19 protein-coding genes are annotated in these 21,756 nt (G+C 60.3%); 14 read left to right on the forward strand and 5 right to left on the reverse strand.

Annotated features, from left to right (window positions below):
• Positions 1 to 26: 26 nt before the first annotated feature.
• From rnd to ACO9S2_RS15180, 3 genes are all read right to left on the reverse strand, one after another.
• Entirely contained in the window at positions 27 to 1,205 is a 1,179-nt protein-coding gene (rnd, locus tag ACO9S2_RS15170; protein ID WP_423723224.1) for a ribonuclease D, read from the reverse strand.
• 14 nt (positions 1,206 to 1,219) lie between these two features.
• Positions 1,220 to 1,843 (reverse strand): J domain-containing protein, encoded by a 624-nt coding sequence (locus ACO9S2_RS15175; RefSeq protein ID WP_423723225.1) that lies wholly within the window; start codon positions 1,841 to 1,843, stop codon positions 1,220 to 1,222.
• Positions 1,844 to 1,954: 111 nt separating this feature from the next.
• Positions 1,955 to 3,397, reverse strand: coding sequence for an NAD-dependent malic enzyme (locus ACO9S2_RS15180; RefSeq protein ID WP_423723226.1), 1,443 nt, complete (start codon positions 3,395 to 3,397; stop codon positions 1,955 to 1,957).
• 245 nt (positions 3,398 to 3,642) lie between these two features.
• Here ACO9S2_RS15180 and ACO9S2_RS15185 point away from each other — a divergent pair, with 245 nt between their 5' ends.
• The 4 genes from ACO9S2_RS15185 to ACO9S2_RS15200 all read left to right on the forward strand — a co-directional run bounded on the left by ACO9S2_RS15185 (position 3,643) and on the right by ACO9S2_RS15200 (position 10,023).
• Positions 3,643 to 3,846 (forward strand): hypothetical protein, encoded by a 204-nt coding sequence (locus tag ACO9S2_RS15185; RefSeq protein ID WP_423723227.1) that lies wholly within the window; start codon positions 3,643 to 3,645, stop codon positions 3,844 to 3,846.
• Between the two features lie 167 nt (positions 3,847 to 4,013).
• Complete coding sequence (locus ACO9S2_RS15190) at positions 4,014 to 7,703, forward strand: aldo/keto reductase (RefSeq protein WP_423723228.1); 3,690 nt, start codon at positions 4,014 to 4,016, stop codon at positions 7,701 to 7,703.
• 39 nt (positions 7,704 to 7,742) lie between these two features.
• On the forward strand, positions 7,743 to 8,315 hold the full coding sequence (locus tag ACO9S2_RS15195; protein WP_423723229.1) for an OmpA family protein: 573 nt from the start codon (positions 7,743 to 7,745) through the stop codon (positions 8,313 to 8,315).
• Positions 8,316 to 8,469: 154 nt separating this feature from the next.
• The gene (locus ACO9S2_RS15200; RefSeq protein ID WP_423723230.1) at positions 8,470 to 10,023 is read left to right on the forward strand and encodes an HD domain-containing protein; all 1,554 of its coding nucleotides are present in this window, start codon (positions 8,470 to 8,472) and stop codon (positions 10,021 to 10,023) included.
• A 100-nt stretch (positions 10,024 to 10,123) separates the two neighbouring features.
• Here ACO9S2_RS15200 and ACO9S2_RS15205 read toward each other — a convergent pair whose 3' ends face one another.
• Together ACO9S2_RS15205 and ACO9S2_RS15210 are read right to left on the reverse strand one after the other, a co-directional pair.
• Positions 10,124 to 10,642, reverse strand: a complete 519-nt coding sequence (locus ACO9S2_RS15205) for a SixA phosphatase family protein (protein ID WP_423723231.1) — start codon at positions 10,640 to 10,642, stop codon at positions 10,124 to 10,126.
• Positions 10,643 to 10,723: 81 nt separating this feature from the next.
• Entirely contained in the window at positions 10,724 to 10,981 is a 258-nt protein-coding gene (locus ACO9S2_RS15210) for a winged helix-turn-helix domain-containing protein (protein ID WP_423723232.1), read from the reverse strand.
• A 1,152-nt stretch (positions 10,982 to 12,133) separates the two neighbouring features.
• Between ACO9S2_RS15210 and ACO9S2_RS15215 the strand changes: the two genes are divergently transcribed.
• From ACO9S2_RS15215 to gspM, 10 genes are all read left to right on the forward strand, one after another.
• Positions 12,134 to 13,018, forward strand: coding sequence for a type II secretion system protein N (locus ACO9S2_RS15215; protein WP_423723233.1), 885 nt, complete (start codon positions 12,134 to 12,136; stop codon positions 13,016 to 13,018).
• Positions 13,019 to 13,313: 295 nt separating this feature from the next.
• Complete coding sequence (gene gspE / locus ACO9S2_RS15220) at positions 13,314 to 15,056, forward strand: type II secretion system ATPase GspE (RefSeq protein WP_423723234.1); 1,743 nt, start codon at positions 13,314 to 13,316, stop codon at positions 15,054 to 15,056.
• 2 nt (positions 15,057 to 15,058) lie between these two features.
• Complete coding sequence (gspF, locus tag ACO9S2_RS15225) at positions 15,059 to 16,297, forward strand: type II secretion system inner membrane protein GspF (RefSeq protein ID WP_423723235.1); 1,239 nt, start codon at positions 15,059 to 15,061, stop codon at positions 16,295 to 16,297.
• Positions 16,298 to 16,394: 97 nt separating this feature from the next.
• Complete coding sequence (gene gspG, locus ACO9S2_RS15230; RefSeq protein WP_423723383.1) at positions 16,395 to 16,901, forward strand: type II secretion system major pseudopilin GspG; 507 nt, start codon at positions 16,395 to 16,397, stop codon at positions 16,899 to 16,901.
• A 3-nt stretch (positions 16,902 to 16,904) separates the two neighbouring features.
• A complete protein-coding gene (locus ACO9S2_RS15235; protein ID WP_423723236.1) occupies positions 16,905 to 17,585 on the forward strand; it encodes a pilus assembly FimT family protein in 681 nt (226 codons plus the stop codon).
• Between the two features lie 24 nt (positions 17,586 to 17,609).
• Positions 17,610 to 18,035, forward strand: a complete 426-nt coding sequence (locus ACO9S2_RS15240) for a prepilin-type N-terminal cleavage/methylation domain-containing protein (RefSeq protein ID WP_423723237.1) — start codon at positions 17,610 to 17,612, stop codon at positions 18,033 to 18,035.
• Positions 18,010 to 18,624 carry a type II secretion system protein GspJ gene (locus ACO9S2_RS15245; protein WP_423723238.1) on the forward strand — a complete coding sequence of 205 codons (615 nt, stop codon included), beginning with the start codon at positions 18,010 to 18,012 and terminating at the stop codon, positions 18,622 to 18,624. Before ACO9S2_RS15240 ends, ACO9S2_RS15245 begins: the two co-directional genes overlap by 26 nt.
• On the forward strand, positions 18,621 to 19,514 hold the full coding sequence (gspN, locus tag ACO9S2_RS15250; protein ID WP_423723240.1) for a type II secretion system protein GspN: 894 nt from the start codon (positions 18,621 to 18,623) through the stop codon (positions 19,512 to 19,514). Before ACO9S2_RS15245 ends, gspN begins: the two co-directional genes overlap by 4 nt.
• A 36-nt stretch (positions 19,515 to 19,550) precedes the next feature.
• Complete coding sequence (pilM, locus tag ACO9S2_RS15255) at positions 19,551 to 21,134, forward strand: pilus assembly protein PilM (RefSeq protein WP_423723241.1); 1,584 nt, start codon at positions 19,551 to 19,553, stop codon at positions 21,132 to 21,134.
• The gene (gene gspM, locus ACO9S2_RS15260; RefSeq protein ID WP_423723242.1) at positions 21,131 to 21,679 is read left to right on the forward strand and encodes a type II secretion system protein GspM; all 549 of its coding nucleotides are present in this window, start codon (positions 21,131 to 21,133) and stop codon (positions 21,677 to 21,679) included. The genes pilM and gspM overlap by 4 nt, the downstream gene beginning before the upstream one ends.
• Positions 21,680 to 21,756: the final 77 nt, after the last annotated feature.

A 21,756-nucleotide genomic window follows, 5' to 3' on the forward strand; every position in this document is an offset into this window, starting at 1 on the left:
GGCCCCCGAAGGGGCCGCGTGATGGCCTACGACCAGGCAAGCTTCCCCGAGGAGGGGTCAATCTTCACGGCGACCTCCCCGTTCAGCACCTGCAACAAGAGGTCTCCGAGCAGGATCCGCCGCCACCCGCGCATGACCGGGAGGTCAGGTGTGGTGCCTTGCGCTCTTGCATCGACCAAAGCCTGGATATCGGCGGTGGTGGCGAGGAGCGTCGGGGCGATTTCATGGTGGGCCGCTTGCGCCTTCATGACCGCCTGCAGCAGTTCCACCATTCCGGTCGATTCCGGTTCAACCTTGCGCTCCTTCGGCACATCCGGCCACGCGGAAGCCGGAAGCGCCAGAGCGGATTGCATTGTGGCGAGCAACGTCTCGCCGTGACGGTCGACTTCCGATCCATGCAGGCCGCGCACGGCGCGCAGTTCCTCGACCGAGCGCGGCGGATGCCGCGCCAGCTGTAGCAGGACTTCGTCGCGCATCACGCGGCCCCGGGGCACATTCCGCCGCCGGGCTTCGCTTTCACGCCAGGCCGCGAGTTCCCGGAGCACCGCAGCAGATTTGGGCTTGAGGCTGTCCCACCCGCGAACGCGTTGGTACCGTTCTTGAGGTTCCCGACGGGTGTCGCCGACTGCGGTTTCCAGCCGTGAGAATTCTTCATCGGCCCATGCCAGCCGGCCCAGTTTGTGGAGGCGCGCGCGCAAGTGATCATGAATGGCGAGCAAAAACTCGACATCCTCCAGGGCGTAGGCCAGCTGATCGGAGGTGAGCGGTCGCGCGCTCCAATTGGTAAAGGTATGGGCCTTGGCAAGTTTTTTCCCATGCACCCGCAAGACGAGGTTGGCATAAGCCACCTGAGCGCCGTATCCGACCATCGCGGCCGCGATCTGCGTGTCGAAGAAAGGTTTGGGAATCGCACCGGCATGGGTGGCGAAGAGATCCAGGTCCTGCCGCCCGGCATGCACAATTTTCTCAACCTGCGGATTGCGGACGATCTCCCAAAACGGGGCCAATGCGGTGGATTCTTGCAACGCGGGAAAATCGATGATGGCCGAGTGCTGTTCCGTGGCGACCTGAATCAGCTCCAGCCTGGGCACAAAACTTTCTTCGCCGACGAACTCCGTATCCAGGGCAAGGCGGGAAGCCGTGGCCAGGTGATCGCACAACCGTTCAAGCTCGTCGGTGGTCTTAATATATCTGGTTGAATGCACGGCACTCCTATCCATTATTCGGTCGGGTTGTAAGATGCGTCAGCCTGCCGTGGCGGCTCCACATTGCTAAGGCTCAAATATTCTTTCAGAAACTGATAGGCTTCCAGCATGCGCCGCAATTCCGGCTCGGAACTGCGGTCCCCGTTGTTCGCATCCGGATGCAGTTGTTTGGCCCTCTGCCTGAAGGCCGCGGTCACATCGGCGAGGGAACTGCCGAACTCGACACCCATGGTGGCATAGGCATCCATGGCATTGTTGATGCCGCTGGAGCCTTGCGACAGGTCGCCGCTGGCGGCTTTCAACATGTCGGCGAGACTGATTTTTTTGCGGCGGCGGCGCGGCCGTTCGCGGATCTCGCTATCGAACTCGTCCCACCGGTCTTCGACAAATTCCAGGCGGGATTCCAACCGCATGGCCCCGGAGAGATCCCGGACCAGGCCGAGTTCCTCCTCGATCTCCAACAGCGACTTGATAATCTCCTCCAACCCCTGTTCAACCCGGAAAAAGCTGTCCACCCGTTCTTCCATCATCGTGTCGACGGCGATTTCAAGGCTGTCTTCCGTCTTGATGCGAAGCGAATCGATCCGCTTGCGCATACCGCCCTGGAACTTGATGAATTTGGCTTGTGAAAACGGCATGGCTTGTGTGCGCTCCCGGCGCCGCGCATTGTAACACAGTGGGATTCGTAGTCAGAAGAGTGCCGACGGCGAGGAATTCCGCCTGCCGGCCTGTCTCTCCGAGGTACGGAATTACACCGGAAACGGCAGGTCGTCCGCTTTTGCTCGCCTGCGTGCGACACCACTGTCGCGAGCGGCAGCCGCGACGGCGCGGGCGACGCACGGGACGACGTCTTTGTCGAAGAGGCTGGGAATGATGTAGTCCTCGCTTAAGGCGCCCTGTGGAATGGTCTGCGCGATCGCCTTGGCTGCGGCCAGCTTCATCGGTTCGTTGATGTCGGTCGCTTGGACATCAAGCGCGCCACGGAAGATACCGGGAAACGCGAGCGCATTGTTGATTTGGTTGGGATAATCGGACCGACCGGTGGCAAAGATGCGGCAGTGCGAAGCCGCAAGTTCCGGCGGAACTTCTGGGTCCGGGTTGGCCATGGCAAAAACGATTCGATCCGCGGCCATTACGTCGAGGTCTTCCCCGGTCAGAAGATTGCCGACCGAGAGGCCGATAAACACGTCAGCCCCTTTCAACGCATCGCGCAAGGAACCGGTCGGTTTATCACGGGTCAGACACGTGCTGAGATTGGTCCGGCAGGCGCGCAGTTCATCGGCCTCTCCCTGCAGGATGATGCCTTCCTTATCGCACCCGACCAGGTGCGACACACCGGCAGCCAGCAACATCCGGCAGCAGGCCGTGCCTGCCGCTCCCAGACCGTTGACCACGATGCGGATGCTCCCCAGCCGTTTGCCTGTCACGGTAAGGGCGTTGGTCAGCGCGGCGAGAATCACGACAGCCGTGCCATGCTGGTCATCATGCATCACCGGGATGTCGAGCGACGCTTTCAACCTTCGTTCAATCTCGAAGCAGCGGGGGGCGCCGATGTCCTCCAGATTGATGGCCCCGAAGCCCGGGGCGATGCCCTCCACAATGCGCACGATTTCATCCGGATCTTGCGTGTTCAGACACAGAGGCCAGGCGTCGATTCCAGCCAACTCTTTGAACAGCATCACCTTGCCCTCCATCACCGGCAAAGCGGCTTCCGGGCCGAGGTTGCCGAGTCCCAGCACGGCGGACCCGTCCGTGACGACCGCCACGCTATTGCTCTTGCTCGTCAGCGCATAGACCTTTGATGTGTCTTTCGCAATGGCTTGAGCCACACGGCCGACGCCGGGCGTATAGACCATTGAAAGGACATTTCTGGTGCTGACGGGAAACTTGCCCTCGACACGGATCTTCCCGCCGAGGTGGAGGAGAAAGATCCGGTCGGAAGCCGAAAGTACGGTGACATCGGGCAGTGCGCTTAATCGGCCCAGGACCTTCTCACCATGGTCTTCATTGTGAACATCGAAGGTCACGTCCCGAACCATCCGGGTCTTGGTGGCTGAGACGATGTCGACGGCCCCAAGGTTGGCCCCTTCTTCGGCCAGAGCGGCCGCAACCCGGGCAAAGATACCGGGCTTATTGGCCAATTCCAGCCTGGCCGTCAGGCGATAATTCGAATAGGGTCCAATTTCCGCCATATTGAGCCTCCGCTTGTGCAATCACGCATTCAGCCTATCACACTCAGGCGAGTGGACGGTCTCCTCAGACTCGGGAGGAGAAGTCGCACGTTTGCTTCTGATATTCGGTTTCCCTTTTCGCTTGCTCGTTCGCTGGCTTGAGGATTTGAAGAGTTGACTTTATCTCTCGTTTTGGCTAACCTCCGTCGCCAGTTTGCCCGGCATTGACGGGCACATCATCCAAACCAAACAGGGGGTAATTGGTTATGAAGAGCATGTTGATGGCGATCATGGCGGTGGCAGTGGCAGTGACCTTCAGCGCTCCTTCCTTTGCCGAAGAGAAGAAGAAGGAAGAGAAGAAGGGCGGCCACGTGGTGGTGTTCGGTGAAGAGAAGAAGAAGGAAGAGAAGAAGGGCGGCCACGTCGTGTTCGGCGACGAGAAGAAGAAGGAAGAGAAGGGCGGCAAGTAATTACGACATACGTCGTTTGTCTGAATCAGACAAGCCTGACTCTAAGTCTCGAAAGGCCTACGATCTTCGGATCGTGGGCCTTTTTATTATGCGTCCCCTTGCGGGTATTCCATCTTCAATGTTGAGTCCGTTGACCCCCTCTCCCCACCGATGGTACCGTCCTGACCATGACTACTTCATCACCAACTCGACGGCCGAACCGTCTTGCCTCCGAAACCAGCCCCTATCTCCTTCAACATGCCTATAACCCGGTGGATTGGTATCCCTGGGGTGAGGAGGCCCTGAGGGCAGCCAAGTCTGCCGATAAACCCATCCTGCTCTCAATCGGCTATTCCTCCTGCCATTGGTGCCATGTGATGGAGCGGGAATCCTTCGAAAACGAATCGATTGCCGCGCTGATGAATGCCGACTTCATCTGCATCAAAGTGGACCGCGAGGAGCGGCCGGATCTGGATGAAATTTACATGGCCGCCACAGTGGCGATGAACAATGGTCAAGGCGGCTGGCCGATGACGGTGTTTCTCACACCCGATCAAGAGCCCTTCTTTGCCGGCACCTATTTCCCGCCGGAAGATCGCTGGGGCCGGCCCGGGTTTCCGACGCTGCTCAAAAAGATTGCCGACTATTGGAAGCGAGATACGGCGGGCGTACGCACGCAGGCCAGGGAAATGACTGAGCGCTTGAAGGGCGAAGGCCGGATCCCCTCCCCCGTCTCGGTCGGTGAATCTGTCCTGGACGATGCGGTTGTCTCATTCAAAGAGGACTTCGACAAGACCTATGGCGGATTCGGCGGGGCGCCCAAGTTTCCACCGGCCGCTGGACTGTCGTTGCTCCTCCGCTGCCATCGGCGGACCGGCGACGCTCAAACTTTGGCCATGGTCACAAAGACCCTCGACATGATGGCGGCGGGCGGCATCTACGACCACATCGGCGGCGGCTTTGCACGCTATTCGACCGATGCCCGATGGCTGGTTCCGCACTTCGAGAAGATGCTCTACGACAATGCGCTCCTGGCTCGCGTCTATGTCGAAGCTTATCAGGTGACCAAGAAGGCCGATTACCGCCGGGTGGCCTGCGAGGTCCTCGACTATGTGTTGAGAGACATGACCGGGCCCTCGGGCGGATTCTATTCGGCGACCGACGCGGACTCCGAAGGGGTCGAAGGAAAATTCTTCGTCTGGAAACCGGCCGAGGTGCTGGACGCGATCGGAAACACAGAAGACGCGCGGCGGTTCTGCGTGTTGTACGACATCACCGAATCCGGCAACTGGGAACACACCAGCATCCCCAATCGATTGCGCCCGCTGCCCGACGTGGCAAAGGAACTCGATCTCACGAGCGACGAATTGCTGGAGACCGCGGCCCGCGTGACGCCGCTGCTGTATCGCGCCCGTCAACAGCGTATAGCCCCCGGTCTCGACGATAAAGTGATCACCGCCTGGAATGGGATGATGCTCTCGGCGATGGCCGAGGCGGCCCGCGTCTTCGATGCCCCGCGCTATCGCGAAGCCGCTGTGCGCACAGCCGACTTCCTGTTATCGAACCATATGCGGGAGGATGGCCGGCTCCTGCGCACTTCTCGAGCCGGACGCGCGCATCTCGATGCCTATCTTGAGGACTACGCATATTTGGCGGAGGGACTCATCGATCTGTACGAAGCCGGTGCATCCGAACGGTATCTGCATGCCGCCGCTCGATTGGCCGACCGTGTCATGACCGAGTTTCTTGATGCCGACCAGGGCGGGTTTTTCACCACCGCCAAGGGGCACGAGCCGCTCATTCTCCGCAGTCGGGAAGGAGCCGATGGCGCAACACCCAGCGGGAACGCCGTCGCAGCCTCGGCGCTCGCACGGCTGGCGAGTCATTTTGATCGGCAGGATTGGCGGGACGCCGCAGTGGGCGCCGTGCGGGCCTATGGGCGGCAGATCACCCGCTATCCCCGCGCCTTTGCCAAGAGCCTGGCCGTCGTCGATTTTTTGATGGAAGGTCCGGTGGAATTGGCCCTTGTGGGCGACGAGCAGGAGGCGACGTTCCAATCCCTGCGACGAGCGGTGGCGGACGAATATCTGCCGAATCGCATTATGGCGACGAGCGGGCCGAATCACAGCTCACACCTCCCCTTGTTGCAAGGCAAGACGATGGTTGCGGGTCAACCGGCTCTGTATGTGTGCCGGAATTTCAGTTGCCAGCGACCCGTCACCGATCCCCAGGCTGTGGCCGAAACCCTTCATGCAAATCGAATAAACGCGAACTCCGCGGAACATGCCACAGGGAATATGCTGCGAGGAGCGCAGCTGCCCGGCCGGGCCACGGTACAAGGCACGGCGGCCTATGCGACGCGCATGGTCGGCCTGTCGCCCTCCGGGTCCCTGGCCCACGGGTTAACCTCCTTCGGGTCAACCGGGCTCACCACGTCGCGGCTCGGGTTCGGCACCTATCGGGTAGACGCCAAGGAATCGGAGCATCGTCAGGCATTGAAGAACGCTTTGGCTGGCGGCTGCAATCTCGTTGACACCTCGACCAACTACATGGATGGGGACAGCGAGCGCCTCGTAGGCTCGGTGCTGGCCGAACTGGTGAAGACCGGACAACTCGCCCGCGAAGCAGTCGTCGTCGTCTCCAAGATCGGCTACGTACAGGGACAGAATTTGAAGCTGGCTCAGGCGCGGGAACAATCCGGCCGCCCTTATCCCGATATGGTGAAGTACGGGGAAGGGATCTGGCACTGCCTGCATCCAGACTTTCTCGCGGATCAATTGGCCTTGTCACTGGATCGATTGGGCCTGGCGACGCTCGATGTTTGTCTACTGCATAATCCCGAATACTACTTGTCGGAAGCGGCCCATCGTGGAGAGGGACCTCTTGCCGACCTCCGGAACAGGTTCTACGGGCGATTGCAGCGAGCCTTCGCCTATTTCGAATCCCAGGTTGCCGCCGGGCGGCTTCAGTATTACGGGGTCTCGTCCAATACCGTGACGGCGGCTCCGGATGATCCGGAAGCCACCTCGCTCAGTCGCATGCTCCAGGCGGCCCAGGCAGCAGCGCAGCAGGCCGGTCACCCGACCCATCACTGCAGGGTACTGCAATGTCCGATGAACCTCTTCGAATCCGGCGCCGCGCTCCAAGCCAATACCGGAGGGAACGACAGCCAGACGGTGCTCGAACTCGCGCAGCAGGAGGGGCTGGCCGTGCTGGTGAATCGGCCCTTGAATGCGATGCCGACAGGGCGTGGGGGCATGCTGCGTCTCGCTGATTTTCCGCTCGAAGATCAGCCGGTGGATTTCCCCGGACAACGTCAGCGCGTCGCGGAGTTGGAGGATGAGTACCGACGCGTGATTGCCCCGTCCGTCCAACATGGCGGTCAGGGCATGGTACCGTCGGAGTTCTTCAATTGGGCCCAGGAACTCGAACGGATCCACGCGCAGATTCAGGGCCTGGAGCATTGGGAGCAGATCGAACATCAGATGATCGCTCCGCATGTGAACCAGGTCCTGCAGGCCCTGTCGCGCCATCTGTCCGGGGCTGTGGCCGAGCAATGGGAAGCCTGGCGCGACCGATACGTGCCCGAGCTGCTGACGCTGCTGCGCGGGCTGCGACGCGAAGCGACGGAGCGCAGCCGACGACGAACGGCAGCGGTGGCCGAAGCGCTGAACCCCTTCCTGCCCGTAGAACGTCGTCGCGAATCACTCTCACGCAAAGCCCTCTGGGTCCTGGCCAGCACGCCGGGCGTGACGAGTGTGCTGAACGGCATGCGGACACCGGGCTATGTCGATGATTCGATGGCGGTGTTGCAATGGCCTCTGCTTCACCCGGTGAGACCCCTTTATGAAAAGTTCAAAGCCGTCGCCTTTCCCTAATAATTGCAGTACGCTAGTGCGATGACGTCAGGAGGCAATATGCGAACACCTTCATACTTGATCACCTCGGGACTATTTGTGATCATCATCGCCCTCGGAGCACAAGGGTGCGCGACCCAGTCCGGAAGGTCCGGCGGAGAGGCGCACGCCCCGGACGAAGAGCGGATTGTCGATCCGGGGATCCGGGATCTGGCCCAGAGCGATTTGGCGACGCCGGCCTCGCGTACCAGTCCGATGATGCGAGCGGAACTGGCGGCTCGCAATGCGACCGGCGCGGCGAGCATCTCCATTACAGACGTGCTCTTCGATTTCGACCGCGCCACGCTGCGGAGCGACGCATTGCCGGTGCTGGAAGCCAACGCCCGACGCTTGAAAGAGGAAGGAACCAAGCGGATTCTCCTGGAGGGCCGGGGGGATGAAATCGGTACCGCGGCCTACAATCTTGTGCTGGGCGAACGACGTGCGCAGAGCGTGCAGGGCTATCTTCAACAACTGGGCCTCAACGTCGAATTGCGCACAACCAGCTATGGGAAAGACCGGCCGCTCTGCTTTGAGCATACCCAAACCTGCTGGCAAAAGAACCGGAGCGTCCATTTCGTCGTAAAAGAGTAACGGCGGCAGTCTTTCTCACAGGACTGTTCAGGGCTTCTCCTGTGCCCGTCGCACAACGCCAGCTTCTCGGGGATGCCACTGCGCCTTGACAGTATGACGGTCCTTCGTTAAGGTCCGTGCCTCCCTCTCGCTGCGATTTCGGAGCATCTTTCCTATGGCAAAACTCGCCGTGATCGACATCGGAACCAACTCCATTCATATGGTGTTGGCGGAAATTCTTCCCGACGCCAGTTACAAAATTCTCGACCGCTTTAAGGATATGACACGCCTGGGCAACGGAGCGTTTGAAACGCGTCGGCTGTCCGACGAGGCGATAGGCCGGGCCTTGGAGGTCCTCAAGACGCTCGTGACGCTGGCGCGCAATAAGGGCTTTGAGCGCATTGTGGCCGTGGCCACCAGCGCGGTGCGCGAAGCGAGGAACGGAGGCGATTTCGTCGGTCTCGTTGAGGAGCAAACAGGAATCAAGATCAGGGTGATCAGCGGAGGCGAAGAAGCCCGGCTGATTTTTCTCGGCGTCAAACACAGCATCGCCCTCTCCGAGAAACCGGCCATGGTGGTGGATGTGGGCGGCGGGTCAGTGGAACTCATCGTCGGGAACTCTGATGGTTTGCAGCAAGTGCAAAGTCTGAAGCTGGGGGCCATCCGGCTCTCCGAGCGGCACCTTGCAAAGACACCGCCGACGGAAGCCATGATGAAGAGTCTGTCAGATGAGGTAACCTCCTCGCTTGAACCGGCGCTCGAAAGATTCAAGGTGAAGACGTTCGACTCCGTCGTTGCGACGTCCGGGATGGCCGGCAATCTCGCCGAGGTGATTCACCTGCGCCACACGGGTCGTCCCCTGCCGCAATTGAATCTGGCCACCGTGAGTCTTAAAGACGTCCGCGCCGTCGAGGCCGAGCTTCGACGATCCTCGATCAGAGCCCGGCTGGCCATTCCCGGGCTGGACCCGAAACGCGTCGACACATTACTGCCAGCGGCCGTCGTGCTGCGCCGCCTATTGGAGCTGTCCGGGTCCGATGAGATGACCCTCTGCGACAAGGCCATTCGGGAAGGGGTCATTTACGATTTTATCGAACGGCACCGTGACGGGTTGAAAGCGGAGCGTGACATTCCGGACGTGCGCCGCCGCAATGTGATGGGACTGGCCAGACGCTGCAGGGCTCCTGAAGTTCATTCGCTGCATGTGGCCGGTCTGGCCCTGCGGCTCTTTGACCAAACCAGGCGATTGCATGGCCTGGGTGAATCAGAGCGCAATTTGCTCGAGTATGCCGCCGTGCTGCACGACATCGGCTATCTCATTAATCCCCGGCAGCATCACAAACATGCGTACTATCTGATCAAGTATAGCGACATCGGCGGGCTGACCGCCGAAGAGATCGACGTGGTCGCGAACGTGGCCCGGTATCATCGCCGGGCCCTGCCCGCGACCAAGCACGAGGGATTCGGCAACCTCTCACTCAAGTTGAAACGAACGGTGCGGGTGTTGGCCGCGCTGCTCCGCGTGGCCGATGCACTGGACCGCACCCACTTTTCTGTCGTTCAGACAGTGCATGTCAAAGTCGGTCAGACATTGACGATTGCGGCAACCGTGAGCGGAGATGCGGAGATGGAACTGTGGACCGCGAAACAGCGGACCGATCTCTTGGAACAGGTGTTTCGTCGACGGGTCCAGTTTACAGCGGTGTCGCAGCAGGCAGAAAAATCCTGACCGGCCCCATCGACAGCATGGGACACCTTGCCCGATAATCACCCTGTTACAGGAGAGCCCGAGATCGACAACACCCTGGGTCCGGCATCAGAGAACACGGTCACCGAGCGTCCGGATGTCGCTCCCCTATGAGGCGAAGCTGCGCGGGCTGGCAGCACCAGCGCAGGATACCCTGTCCCGCTGCGACCGTCTGATCGAAGCGGACATGGAGTGCCCCGGCTTTCTTGAGAGGAAAGTTCTTGCGCGACCGCCCCGTGAGCCAATAGCCAGCCGTTTCGCCCAACAGAGGTTCATGGCCGACGCACAAGACAAGCGCGTCCGACGGCAAGCCTGAGAGCAACGCCGTCAGCTGTTCCGGAGAAGTTCCCGGAGCGAGCTCCTTGCATTCGACGATATCGGGCGATGAACCGATACTCTCCCGCACAAGCCTGGCGGTTTCCCGTGCCCGGGTCAGCGGACTGCTCAGAATATGCGTGGGCGAAAGTCCCATCGCTGCAAGCCCCCTGGCGGCTTCCCGCAGCTTTTTCTTCCCCTGTCCGGTCAAGGGGCGGGTCTCGTCCGGGCCGTCCCAGGCTTCGCCGTCAATCGCGATGCCGTGGCGCATTAAAATACAGTCCATAAACGTGCTCCGGAATCGGAATGACGCTACCACAGACGGCCGACGCCGTGCACCTTCCTCCCGAAAGTTGATGGCCCTGGTTTAGGTGCTGAGGGGGAGAGCCTGTTTTTTGCGGATCAGACGATACCCGGTCCCGGGAACCTGGGCAATGTGCTTTGGGCTTCCTGGCTGAGGGGCCGGTTTGAGATTGAGTGAAGTGATGATCTGATCGAGATCCCGATCGTGTCGCCAACTATCGTTCCCCCACAGGATGGTCCGAACCTCCTCAGATGGCACCACCCTGTCCGTCGTTTTTGCCGGACGCAGGAGCGTTCGCCACTCCGGTTTGCACCACAGCAAATCTTGGCCAAGAAAGGTCGCACCGTGCTAAGTCTGTTCCAGGGTGATCTCTGTGTCGGGATCGCCGACATTCTCGTGGGCACTCGTCGCAACAGGCCGAAGGACGGCATGAATGCGCGCCACAAGCTCACGCGAACTACAAGGCTTCGCCGGAATGTCGTCGGCTCCGCTTTCAAGCCCGGCGACATGATGGTTTTCTGACGTGAGTCCGGACGTCCGGAAAAGATTCGTGGGATTACTTGCGTGGGCGAAGTATGGCCCACCATGTCGTGAGAAAATCTTCTGCCCAAGGCGCGGACAGAGCCGCCGGTGGCTTCCCTGAACCGGTGCTGGCTCGCCGTGAGCTCAGGCGGACAATCCGATCGGCAACATCCCGGTAACCGGGGCTTTCACGTCTGATCCAGCGATAGGTTTCCAAGGCCTCAAATGTGCGCCCGAGACATTCATACGTTTTCCCAAGGAGATACAAAATGGGCACACGTTCGTTTGAAGATCCGGAAGAGATCTGCACAGCCCGCTGAAAGGCAGCCACTGCCTCTTCCCTTCTACTGCACCTTTTGAAACAGAACCCCATCTGGGCCATACCTCTGACGGCATAATCCGGGTGCTGCGCCGCTCGCTCAAAATGCGCAGCCGCTTGATTGAATAGCCCTGCCCGCTTGAGGGCGGTTCCCCGCTCAAAGGCCTCGTGCGCGAGTGAGCACTCTGCGTTCACCGGTTCGCGCGCTCTATCCCCCGGTACCTCAGGCACAGAAGGCGCCGGCGTGAGTTCATGCTTCAGGGAGGTTAGACTTGAAACATTTGGAACTTCTTGAATCGGGAACATTCCGTCAGAATGATTCACGGTACCGTTTCCTTTTTTCCCCAAACCAACCACCACTCGACAAATGCAGCAAGTATTGAGCCGGTAAATCAAGCCGTAGAGCTGTCGGCATTTCAATGCTTTACAAGTTATCGTTACTAGAGACTCTGAAATCAGCACGCATTCTTTGCCGAAGGCGTTCAAATTCACCCCGCTTTCTTGCGTCTCTCCTGGCCATGATTCCTGATCAGAGGCTGGATTCTTCTTCCCAAATCGGCAGGAATCTTGCTTGACCCTCCCCCGATGGGCTAGGATAAAAATATATATTGCAAGATGGGGTGTACCTAGTTATGGGTTTTGAAGCCGCTCATTATCATCATCTTCGCCGTGTTATTTTGGCGGTGTACTTGTCGGTCGGGTTGTTTTTTGTCGCTCATTCGATCAATGCATTCGTGGCCGAGTCACTCTATCTGCCCGGCTTGAAGTCGTCGGGGTCTGCCGCCGGCAACTCGACTGTACCCGTCGCCGCTCCTTCGTCTCACCAGTATATCGATCAAATCCGATCGAGCGGGTTGTTTGTCCTGCCCCCCGCCCTGATCGGCCTAGGAACCGGACAGGCGAACGCGCCGGTGCGCGCCTCCCTGGGAGTGGCCACGAAGCTCCGGCTGATCGGAGTGGTCGTCGGCAATCAACAGGGGGCCTTTGCCATTGTCGAAGAGCTGGCCAGCAAACGACAGTCGCTCTATCGGTTGCATGCCCAGATCCCTGACGTCGGAGAGGTGAGTGAGATTCGCCGCGATGGCATCGTGGTGCGCAGTGGCGACCTTCAGGAACTGCTTGAATTGGCGCCTACCGACAAGCCCACCCAGACGGCGGTGGCGGCCGCTCCTCCGGCGGTCACCACCTCCGGGGCTCCGTTGCGAAAAGTACTTGACCGGCGGGAAGTCGAGCAGGCCATGGCGGACTTGCCCAAGCTCCTGACGCAAGCCCGCGCGGTTCCCTACATGGTCAACGGAACTCCCAGCGGGTATCGGATGGACTACATTGCCCCGGCCAGCTTCTACGAAAAGATCGGCATCCAATATGGCGATGTGCTGCAGCGGGTCAACGGGGTTGATGTGCGCGATCCGTCCACGATGCTCAGCCTCTTCCAACAGCTCAAGAATGAACGGACGGTCAAAGTCGATATGGTGCGGAATAATCAGCGGGTGACGATGACCTACGACCTGCGGTAAGTCTCCTCTCCTTTCCGCTCCGGGTTGCATGATCATGTGTCATGCTCGACGTCTTCCGCAGGGCAGAGAATCTCTCTTTCTCAGGTTTCACCTCATTGACTCATTCGCAGTAGGCTGGTTATCTCTGCTCATTTCCTTGCTACGTATGGGGATTGGAGAGTATGTTTGATCCAGTTGTTCTTATTTTTCTTGGTGTTAAGCCCCACTCCTCTATCGGGTCGTGCCACGAAACATGAATGGTCAGGCTGAGGACTTTCGTCATGACTCCGGACTGTGACAGGGCGTGCGAGGGACTGTGAGCGACGAAAACGATGAACAACCGGCACGGTTCGGGAGACCGCTTCTCGGCAGGATTCTTGGCCAGAAGTTCAATCTGCCCGATTCCAAGCTGAATGAGGCGCTCGCCTACCAGCACGAGAAAGGCGGCCGGCTGGGGGAAGCCCTGCTCCACTTGCGCATGTTGCGTGAAGAAGAGCTCCTCGAAGCGTTGGCGCTGCAATTTGAGCTGCCCTGGATGCCGCGACTTGAAACGGCTGAGATCGACCATGCTCTGATCAAACGAGTTCCGATCGGGTTCGCGCGGCGCTATCGCGTGCTGCCCCTTCGGGAGGAAAGCGGCGCGATCGTCGTGGCGACCAGTGATCCGCTGGAAACCGTTGCCATCGACGATCTTCGGCTGCTCCTGGGGATGCCGGTTCGGCCCGTCCTGACCACCGGGGTCGCCCTCCTCGCCTGTCTCAATCGCGTCTACGATGAAGCCGCCAGTCCCGCCGGAGCCGAGCAGGTCATGGAAGACATCGCGGCGACGGAAAATCTGGATCAGCTGGCGCACGAACTCGATGAACCACAGGATTTGCTCGATTCGACCGATGAAGCCCCGATCATCCGTCTCGTCAATTCGGTGCTCTTCCAGGCGGTTCGCCAGCGGGCCAGCGACATCCACTTCGAGTCCTTCGAACGCGGGTTGGTGGTCCGCTACCGGATCGACGGAGTGCTGTATCCCGTGCTCACCCCGCCAAAACGGCTCCAGGCAAGCATCGTGGCCAGAATCAAGATTATGGCCGGGCTGAATATTGCCGAAAAACGCCTGCCACAAGACGGGCGCTTCGCTATTCGCACGGCCGGTAAGGACGTAGACCTGCGTGTTTCGGTCCTCCCCACCTCTCACGGCGAACGTGTCGTCCTCCGGCTCCTGGAAAAAGAAAATCGCCTGCTCAATTTGACGGAGATGGGATTTTCCGCCGACCGGCTCGCGGCCATTCAACAGATGATTCAACTGGCCCACGGAATTATTCTGGTCACAGGGCCCACCGGAAGCGGCAAGACCACGACCCTTTATGCCGCCTTGAGCCAGATCAACGCGCCGGACAAAAACATCATCACCGTCGAGGATCCCGTCGAATATCAGCTCCTCGGGATCGGCCAGATGCAGGTAAACCCCAAGATCAACCTCTCCTTTGCCGCAGGGCTGCGTTCGATTCTCCGCCAGGACCCCGATGTCATCATGATCGGGGAAATCCGCGATCGGGAAACCGCGGAAATCGCCATCCATGCGTCGTTGACCGGCCACCTGGTCTTTTCGACATTGCACACCAACGATGCGGCGAGCGCGGCGACCCGCTTGATCGACATGGGGATCGAGCCGTTCCTCGTGGCCTCGTCCGTGGTGGCCGTGCTGGCGCAGCGACTTCTGCGGCAGATCTGCCCCGACTGCAAACGCCCCTACAAAGCCAGTGCAGATGAACTCGTCCGGCTGGGCCTGGACAGCAAGACCCCGATGACGTTGTATCGAGGCGCGGGCTGTCCGGCCTGTTCCCAAACCGGGTACCGGGGGCGAACGGGAATCTACGAACTGCTGATTCTCGATGATGAGGTTCGCCGGCTGATCGGGACGAAGGCCGACGCGGCTGCGATCAAACAGGCGGCGATTGCCAAGGGCATGATCACGCTCAAGCAGGAAGGTGCCGCCAAGGTCGCGCAGGGCGTGACCACCATGGAAGAGGTCATGCGAATTACGCAGCAGGAGATCGAACTGTAGTCATGCCGGTCTATCAATACCGAGGGTATCGGAGCGATGGCGGTGCGGCTGCCGGCATTGTCGACGCCGAAAGTGTGAAAGTCGCCCGCCTGAAACTGCGGAAAGACGGCGTATTCCCCACGGATGTCGTGGAGCAGAACCAGACCGGCGGCCGTCAGGTGTCGCGGGACCAGCTGACGAGCGGTCCGCCGCTCGGCCGGTCCGCAGTCCTGTCCTCCTCAGAACTCGCGATGCTCACCAGACAGTTTGCCACCTTGCTTGTCGCCGGCCTCCCGCTCGTTGAGGCCTTGGGGGTCCTGATCGATCAGACGGAAAAGAAGCCGGCCAAAGCGCTGCTGGCCGACGTGCGCGAACAGGTGCGCGGCGGCAAAGCGCTCAGCCATACCCTTGGATTGTACGAAAAGGATTTTTCTCCCATCTATGTGCATATGGTGCGGGCGGGCGAGGCCAGCGGCGCGCTCGATCAAATTCTGTTCCGCCTCGCGGAGTTTCTGGAAAAACAACTGGCGCTCAGAAACAAAGTCACGAACGCCATTCTCTACCCGGCCCTCATGCTGACCGTCGGGGTCGGTGTGCTATTTTTCCTCATGACGTTCGTGGTGCCGAAAATCACCGCGGTGTTCGCCAGCATGAAACAGGCGCTCCCCTTCCCGACCGTCGTGCTCATGTCGATCAGCCACTTCTGCTCCACCTACTGGCCTGTGATGATGCTGGCGCTGATCGGCGGCGGCCTGATGATTCGCCGCTACATACAGACCGAGTCGGGACGCGTCATGGCGGACCGGCTGATTTTGCGCATCCCATTGATCGGCGAAGTCGCCCGCATGGTGTCGATTTCACGGCTCACGGGGACATTGGCCACGATGTTGTCCAGCGGGGTCCAGCTACTCGACGCCTTGGATGTCTCCAAGCGCGTCATGAACAATCGTATCCTGGAAGAAGCCGTCGAAGGAGCCCGGCAGAACATCCGGGAGGGCGAAACCATCGCCGATCCCCTGAAGCGCAGCGGCCAGTTCCCGTCCCTGGTGACGCACATGATCGCCGTCGGCGAGCGAAGCGGCGAGATGGAGGAGATGCTGCGCCGGATCGGCCAGATCTATGACGGAGAAGTCGAACGGGTCATCACACGGTTTACCTCGTTGCTGGAACCGATCATGATTCTCGTGATGGGCGTGATCGTCTTCTTCATCGTGGTGGCCATTCTCCTGCCCATCTTCGAAATGGGCCAAATGGTTCGGTAACCGGGAATGCGTGATGAGTGGACAGTGAAGTGTTTGAAAGGGAGGGTTGAGAATGAGTGATCGTCAGGAATGGAGCACGGAACCCATGAAGCACTGGATGAGAAAGCGACGGCTGCGTCTCCCTTCACGCCTTATGCCTCGCGCCGGCGGCGGAGCCGCCGGTTTCACCTTTATCGAAATCATGGTGGTGGTGGCGATCCTTGCCATCCTTGCCGCGCTGGTGGTGCCGCGGATCATGGGCCGCACCGATGACGCGAAACGAACAGCAGCCAAAGTGCAGATCCGGAACATCGAAGGAGCGCTCCAGCTGTATAAGCTGGACAACGGGGTCTATCCCTCCAGCGAGCAAGGGCTCAAGGCGTTGGTCCAGAAGCCGTCGGTGGGTGTGGTCCCCAAGAAGTGGAAGATCGGCGGATATATCGACAAGCTTCCCGAAGATCCCTGGGGAAACCCTTACAAGTATCTCAGTCCGGCACCGGTCCAGCAGGGGCAATTCGGGCAAATCAAGGCTGATTATGAAATCATGTCCCTCGGCACGGACGGCGAAGTCGGCGGCGAAGGCGTGAATGCCGACATCACCAACTGGAACCTGGACAAGGATTAGTCCATGCTGAGCGCTTCGAGACGGGAGGCGAGAGGCACGAGGCGGAATATCGAAGGAGGCTACCGAAAACATCCGGCCCCCTCGCCCCGTGCCCCGTGCCCCGTGCCTGCAGCGAATGGTTTTACGCTGCTGGAGATGATCATCGTCATGTTTCTCCTTGTCGCGGTGCTGGGCATCGTCATTCCGCGGGTGAATCTGGGCGAGGATTTGGCCTCGACCGGCCGGAAGCTGATCGGGACGGTACGGACACTCCAGGGCATTGCGATGGCCACTCAAAAGCCGGTGAAGCTCTCCATGAACATCGATCAGAACACTTACTGGGCCGTGACGCTTGAGGGAAAGGAAGAACGGCCGTTGCCGGATGCAAGCTGGGTCACGCCTCGGTCGCTTCCGGAAAGCATTCGTTTTGCCGACATCTCGGCCGGCCCGGTCAAGCGGGAATCCGGTCGCATCGATCTGATGCTCTATCCGAATGGCCGGATCGATCCGGCTATTCTCCATCTGACCGATACTGCGAATAACATCCTGGGCATCGCCGTCGAGTCCGCGACCGGAGCGATCCGCACCAGCGATGAACGGATTGAACCGAAGCGGCTGCAGACCATTCCCGATCGAGTCAAAACCCTTCTGACGCCATCCACCGCGATTGCCGCTGGAGGAACGCCGGGGTCGATCAGACGCTGACGTCGTCAGGATATGGAACCGACAATGTGCAAACGAGACCCGCAGAACGAACAAGGCTTCAGCCTCCTGGAAGTATTACTGGCGGTGGCGATTCTGGCTATTGCCCTGCCTGTACTGTTGGGTCTCAGGAATTTCGATCTTGACTTGCAAGCCAGATCGGCCGAGCTCATGAGGGCAACACTCCTGGCTCAGGAAAAGCTGCTGGAAACGGAACTCTCCGGTGCCTTCCCCATCGGCGAGACCACGGGCGATTTTCAGGCCCCGCCGCCCGGAGTGCCGACAACCGCGGAACTGGCGGATCGGGCCAGCGGGTATCGGTGGAAGCGGAGCATCCTGCCGACTCCTCTGCAATTGATCCGGGAAGTGCGCATTGAGATTGTCTGGCCACGCGGCCAGAACGAAGAAACCCTCGAGGTGAGCACGTATGTCTTTGCCGGTCTCACGTTCTAGCGCGGAAGCCGGCTTCACGCTGGTCGAAGCCCTGCTGGCCATCGCCATGCTGGCGACGATGGGAGCGATTGTCTTTGGTTCCCTGGTGACAACGACGCGGGTCGTCGAGGCCGGGCGTGCCGCCGCGACCAAAGAACAAACGGTCCGGCGCGTGCTTCGACTGATGGCCGAAGAGCTCTCCATCGGAGTACAGGAACCGATCTATCCCTGGACAGGCATGAACGGGACGCAGGATGGCCAACCGGCGGATACGCTGGCCTTCGTCACGCTCAGCGACGGCCTCGGGGCACAGGGGGCACAAGAGAGCGACCGGCTCCGGGTGATCTATACCAGGGAAGGTGATCGTCTCATCCGGTTTGTCCGGCGCAACCTCTACGGCCTGACCGACGAGTCCCTCGAGCAGATAGACCTGGCGAACAAAGTCACGGGCTTCAATGTCCGTTACTATAGCGGACAGAGCCGCGTCTGGGCCGATGAATGGACGGCGAACGGGCCGATGCCGACGGCCGTCCTCGTGGAGGTGACATTCCAGGAGGCCGGGGCCGAACCCTATACGATCCGTGAATGGATCACTGTGGGTGTCTCATGACGGGCTGGCCTTTCAAGAATATGGCGGCATGGAAAGAACCCGTGATCTGGGTCTGCGGCGGTGTGGTAGTGTTTGCGCTCTGGCTCGGGCTCACGTTCCCCTATGAGGCCCTGCACACCAGGGTCATCGGTGAATTACAGCGGCGAACCGGAATCGAAGTCCATGCCGCATACTGGACGGTCGGATTCCCGCTGGCTTTGGAATGGCGCCACGTGACTGTGTCGAAAGCCGGATGGGCTCCCGTTGAGCTCGGGGCCATGCGCGCGCGGCTCGGCGTCCTTCAGGCCCTGACCGGAGGCGTGGCCCTCGATCTGACGGCGCAACTGGACGCGCAATCCCCGGCCAAGGGAACGGTGTCATCGACCGTCACGGCGCCCTCCTGGTCATTGACCGGACCGCTGACAGTCACCGGAAACATCAAGCAGATCGATCTCTCAAAGCTGGTCGGCCAGTATGTCAGTCGAGGGACGCTCACAGGCGAATTTACACAGCGACTGGACACTCTGCCTGCCGCCTCCCCGGCTTCGTTCGGGGAAGGCACCTGGAGAATGGACGTTAAAGACCTGTCGCTGGATGAGGTTCCGGTCGGCAACGGCCGAACCCTCTCGCTGGCCGTCAACACCCTCTCAGTCGGACTCAGTTGTCGAGAGCAGATCTGTACCGTCACGGAACTGAAGGGCGACGGCATCGACGGGTCCCTTTCCGGAGAAGGGACCATTGCCGTACAACTTCCGGTCCAGCAGAGTCAGCTGGCCCTCTCGCTGACGGTCATTCCGGGGGCGGGTTTTGCGGCAAAGGCGGGCAGCCTCGGTATTCCTCCCCTTCCTCCGGGGACCCCGTTCACGTTTAAAGTGCAGGGAACATTGGCACGGGCCAGGCTGGCATTGTAGAGTAGGCAAAGATACGCAGGGACGATCGGAGCGACGATGAGCATTGCCACTGAATGTGTGGGGTTGGATATCGGCCAGACCGGCCTGAAAGCGGTGCGTTTTCGCCGCCGGTTGAGCGGGCGGGAAACGATCGACTATTTCCATCATCCCATGCCGTTCGCCAGGCCGGAAGATCTCGAGCCGGCGCGCCGCGTGCAATCGTTGCGCGGGTTTCTTTGGCAGAACGGACTCTATGCGACGGATCGGCTGGTAACGGCAATCCCCTGCCAGGATCTGTTCGTACGGACCTTGTCGTTTCCCTTCAAAGACCCCGATAAGCTCTCACAAGTCGTACCGTTTGAGATGGAGAATCTCGTCCCGATGCCCCTGGAGGACTTGGCAATCGGCAGTCTCCTCCTGCCGCCCGGCATGGATGCCGCAGGCGATCTGCGCACCACAAAAGGATCGGATGTCCTGGTCACCGCAGCCCCGAAGGATAAGCTATCGGAACACCTTCGTTTCCTCGCCGAGGCGGACCTGGAGCCGGACGCGATCAACGTCGATGCCATGGCCCTGTTTTCGGTCACGCAATACCTGCGTGAGCAGGGGGGCACGGTTCCACGCGATCTGGCGATCATCGATGTCGGCGCCTCCAAAACCACGCTGTGTTTGATCCAGGAAGGTAGGCCGGTCGTGTTGCGGACGATCCTTTGGGGCGGCAATCATCTGACCCAAGCGCTGGCGGTGCGGCACGCCTGTAGCTTTGCCGAAGCCGAACGACGCAAACGGACCCTGGCGGTGCAACAGGTCGAGGCCTGGCTGGAACCCCTCCTCAAAGAATTACGCGTCACCCTGCAGGCCTACGAAGGCACCGAACGGGGACGGCTGACCCATTGCTGGGTATCGGGCGGCGGCGCCAAACTCAAAGACATCGGCGGCTACGTCGCGCAGCACCTGGGCCTCTATCCGGTCGGCCCGCGGCAGGGCTTCGGGGCCAACAGCCCGCGCGCATTTTCCATTGCCTTCGGTCTGGCGATTCATCCGAAGATCGTCCGGCCGCGCTGGCGCTTCAAGCCGACTCCGGCCGGGCTCGCGGTCGATCTGAAGGCGGTGTCCGATGCCGCAGCGCCTCAAACGGAGACCTCGCCGCGGGATCGCCGGCTGGCCTTCCTGGGCGCGGTCCTGCTGGGCACACTGGCTATCGCCGACGGCGTCGTGCATCTGACCCTGAAGGAACAACGCCTGGGCCAGTTGAAGCGGACGCTGCAGAGCCAGTACGAGCAGGGGTTCGGTCCCGGCGCGGCGCCGGGCGAGGAATTGGATCAGGCCCGCTTCCGCCTGGCCGCCGTCGAGAAATCACTCTCTGCCATCGATGGTTCGGAAGGACGTATCCTGGCGACGATGGCCATCTTTATGAAGCAGATGCCGGCCGGCCTTCCCGTCAAGGTGCGGGAGTTGACCGTGGACGGAGGGATCGTCCTCCTGGAGGGAGAAACCACGTCGTTTGAGAGTGTGGAAAAAATCAAACAGACATTTTCATCCGGAAGCCAATTCAAAGAAGTGGCGGTCAGCGAGACCCGGGTCGGCGCCTCGCCGAATCAGATCGTCTTCCGCATGAGCGCCACGGTGGTGCAGCCATGATGCATCAGCTTCGTGACCGCTGGAAACACCTGGCTCCGCGCGAGCGGACGATGCTGATGATCGGTGGGGTGATCACCGCCGTCAGCCTGTTGTTTGTTCTGGCTGTCGATCCCCTCCTCTCGACCATGGATCGATTGGACCGCCAGGCGAGCAAGAAGCAAAAGGAAAGCAGTGAGCTGGCCCTGCTGGCGCAGGAGTATGCGGCCAAGCATGCGCGCCTCGCCAAGGCGGAAAGCCGCATGCCGACCGCCGACAGCGGATTTTCCCTCCTGGCGTTCATGGAGGATGCCGCAAACACGGCGCATATCCGCGACCGGATTGCCGGCATGCAGCCGCAAATGCAAACGCTGCCCCAAGGCTATCAAGAGACGGCGGTCGACTTGCGCCTCGAAGGAGTCCAATTGCCTGAACTGTTGGCCTTGCTCACGGAGATTGAGCAAGCTCCGTACGATCTTCACATTCGCCATTTCCAGGTGCGGCCAAAATTCGACAACCCCATGAACCTGGACGCGACGATCCGTGTGCTCAGTTACGTGAAAGGATAACGATTGCGGTCCGGCCACTCCAGATCAGTGTCCTTTTCAATTGCCCGGTGAGTCTCAATGCCACCCTCCGGCCACTC

The organism is Nitrospira sp. NS4 (genome assembly GCF_049546785.1).
Taxonomy (GTDB): Bacteria; Nitrospirota; Nitrospiria; order Nitrospirales; family Nitrospiraceae; genus Nitrospira_D.

Coding starts and splice junctions, on each gene's coding strand:
- ACO9S2_RS15175 (WP_423723225.1), bottom strand. CDS start 1,843: ATGCCGTTTTCACAAGCCAAATTCATCAAGTTCCAGGGCGGTATGCGC.
- ACO9S2_RS15180 (WP_423723226.1), bottom strand. CDS start 3,397: ATGGCGGAAATTGGACCCTATTCGAATTATCGCCTGACGGCCAGGCTG.
- ACO9S2_RS15185 (WP_423723227.1), top strand. CDS start 3,643: ATGAAGAGCATGTTGATGGCGATCATGGCGGTGGCAGTGGCAGTGACC.
- ACO9S2_RS15190 (WP_423723228.1), top strand. CDS start 4,014: ATGACTACTTCATCACCAACTCGACGGCCGAACCGTCTTGCCTCCGAA.
- ACO9S2_RS15195 (WP_423723229.1), top strand. CDS start 7,743: ATGCGAACACCTTCATACTTGATCACCTCGGGACTATTTGTGATCATC.
- ACO9S2_RS15200 (WP_423723230.1), top strand. CDS start 8,470: ATGGCAAAACTCGCCGTGATCGACATCGGAACCAACTCCATTCATATG.
- ACO9S2_RS15205 (WP_423723231.1), bottom strand. CDS start 10,642: ATGGACTGTATTTTAATGCGCCACGGCATCGCGATTGACGGCGAAGCC.
- ACO9S2_RS15215 (WP_423723233.1), top strand. CDS start 12,134: ATGGGTTTTGAAGCCGCTCATTATCATCATCTTCGCCGTGTTATTTTG.
- gspF (WP_423723235.1), top strand. CDS start 15,059: ATGCCGGTCTATCAATACCGAGGGTATCGGAGCGATGGCGGTGCGGCT.
- gspG (WP_423723383.1), top strand. CDS start 16,395: ATGAGAAAGCGACGGCTGCGTCTCCCTTCACGCCTTATGCCTCGCGCC.
- ACO9S2_RS15235 (WP_423723236.1), top strand. CDS start 16,905: ATGCTGAGCGCTTCGAGACGGGAGGCGAGAGGCACGAGGCGGAATATC.
- ACO9S2_RS15240 (WP_423723237.1), top strand. CDS start 17,610: ATGTGCAAACGAGACCCGCAGAACGAACAAGGCTTCAGCCTCCTGGAA.
- ACO9S2_RS15245 (WP_423723238.1), top strand. CDS start 18,010: ATGTCTTTGCCGGTCTCACGTTCTAGCGCGGAAGCCGGCTTCACGCTG.
- gspN (WP_423723240.1), top strand. CDS start 18,621: ATGACGGGCTGGCCTTTCAAGAATATGGCGGCATGGAAAGAACCCGTG.
- pilM (WP_423723241.1), top strand. CDS start 19,551: ATGAGCATTGCCACTGAATGTGTGGGGTTGGATATCGGCCAGACCGGC.
- gspM (WP_423723242.1), top strand. CDS start 21,131: ATGATGCATCAGCTTCGTGACCGCTGGAAACACCTGGCTCCGCGCGAG.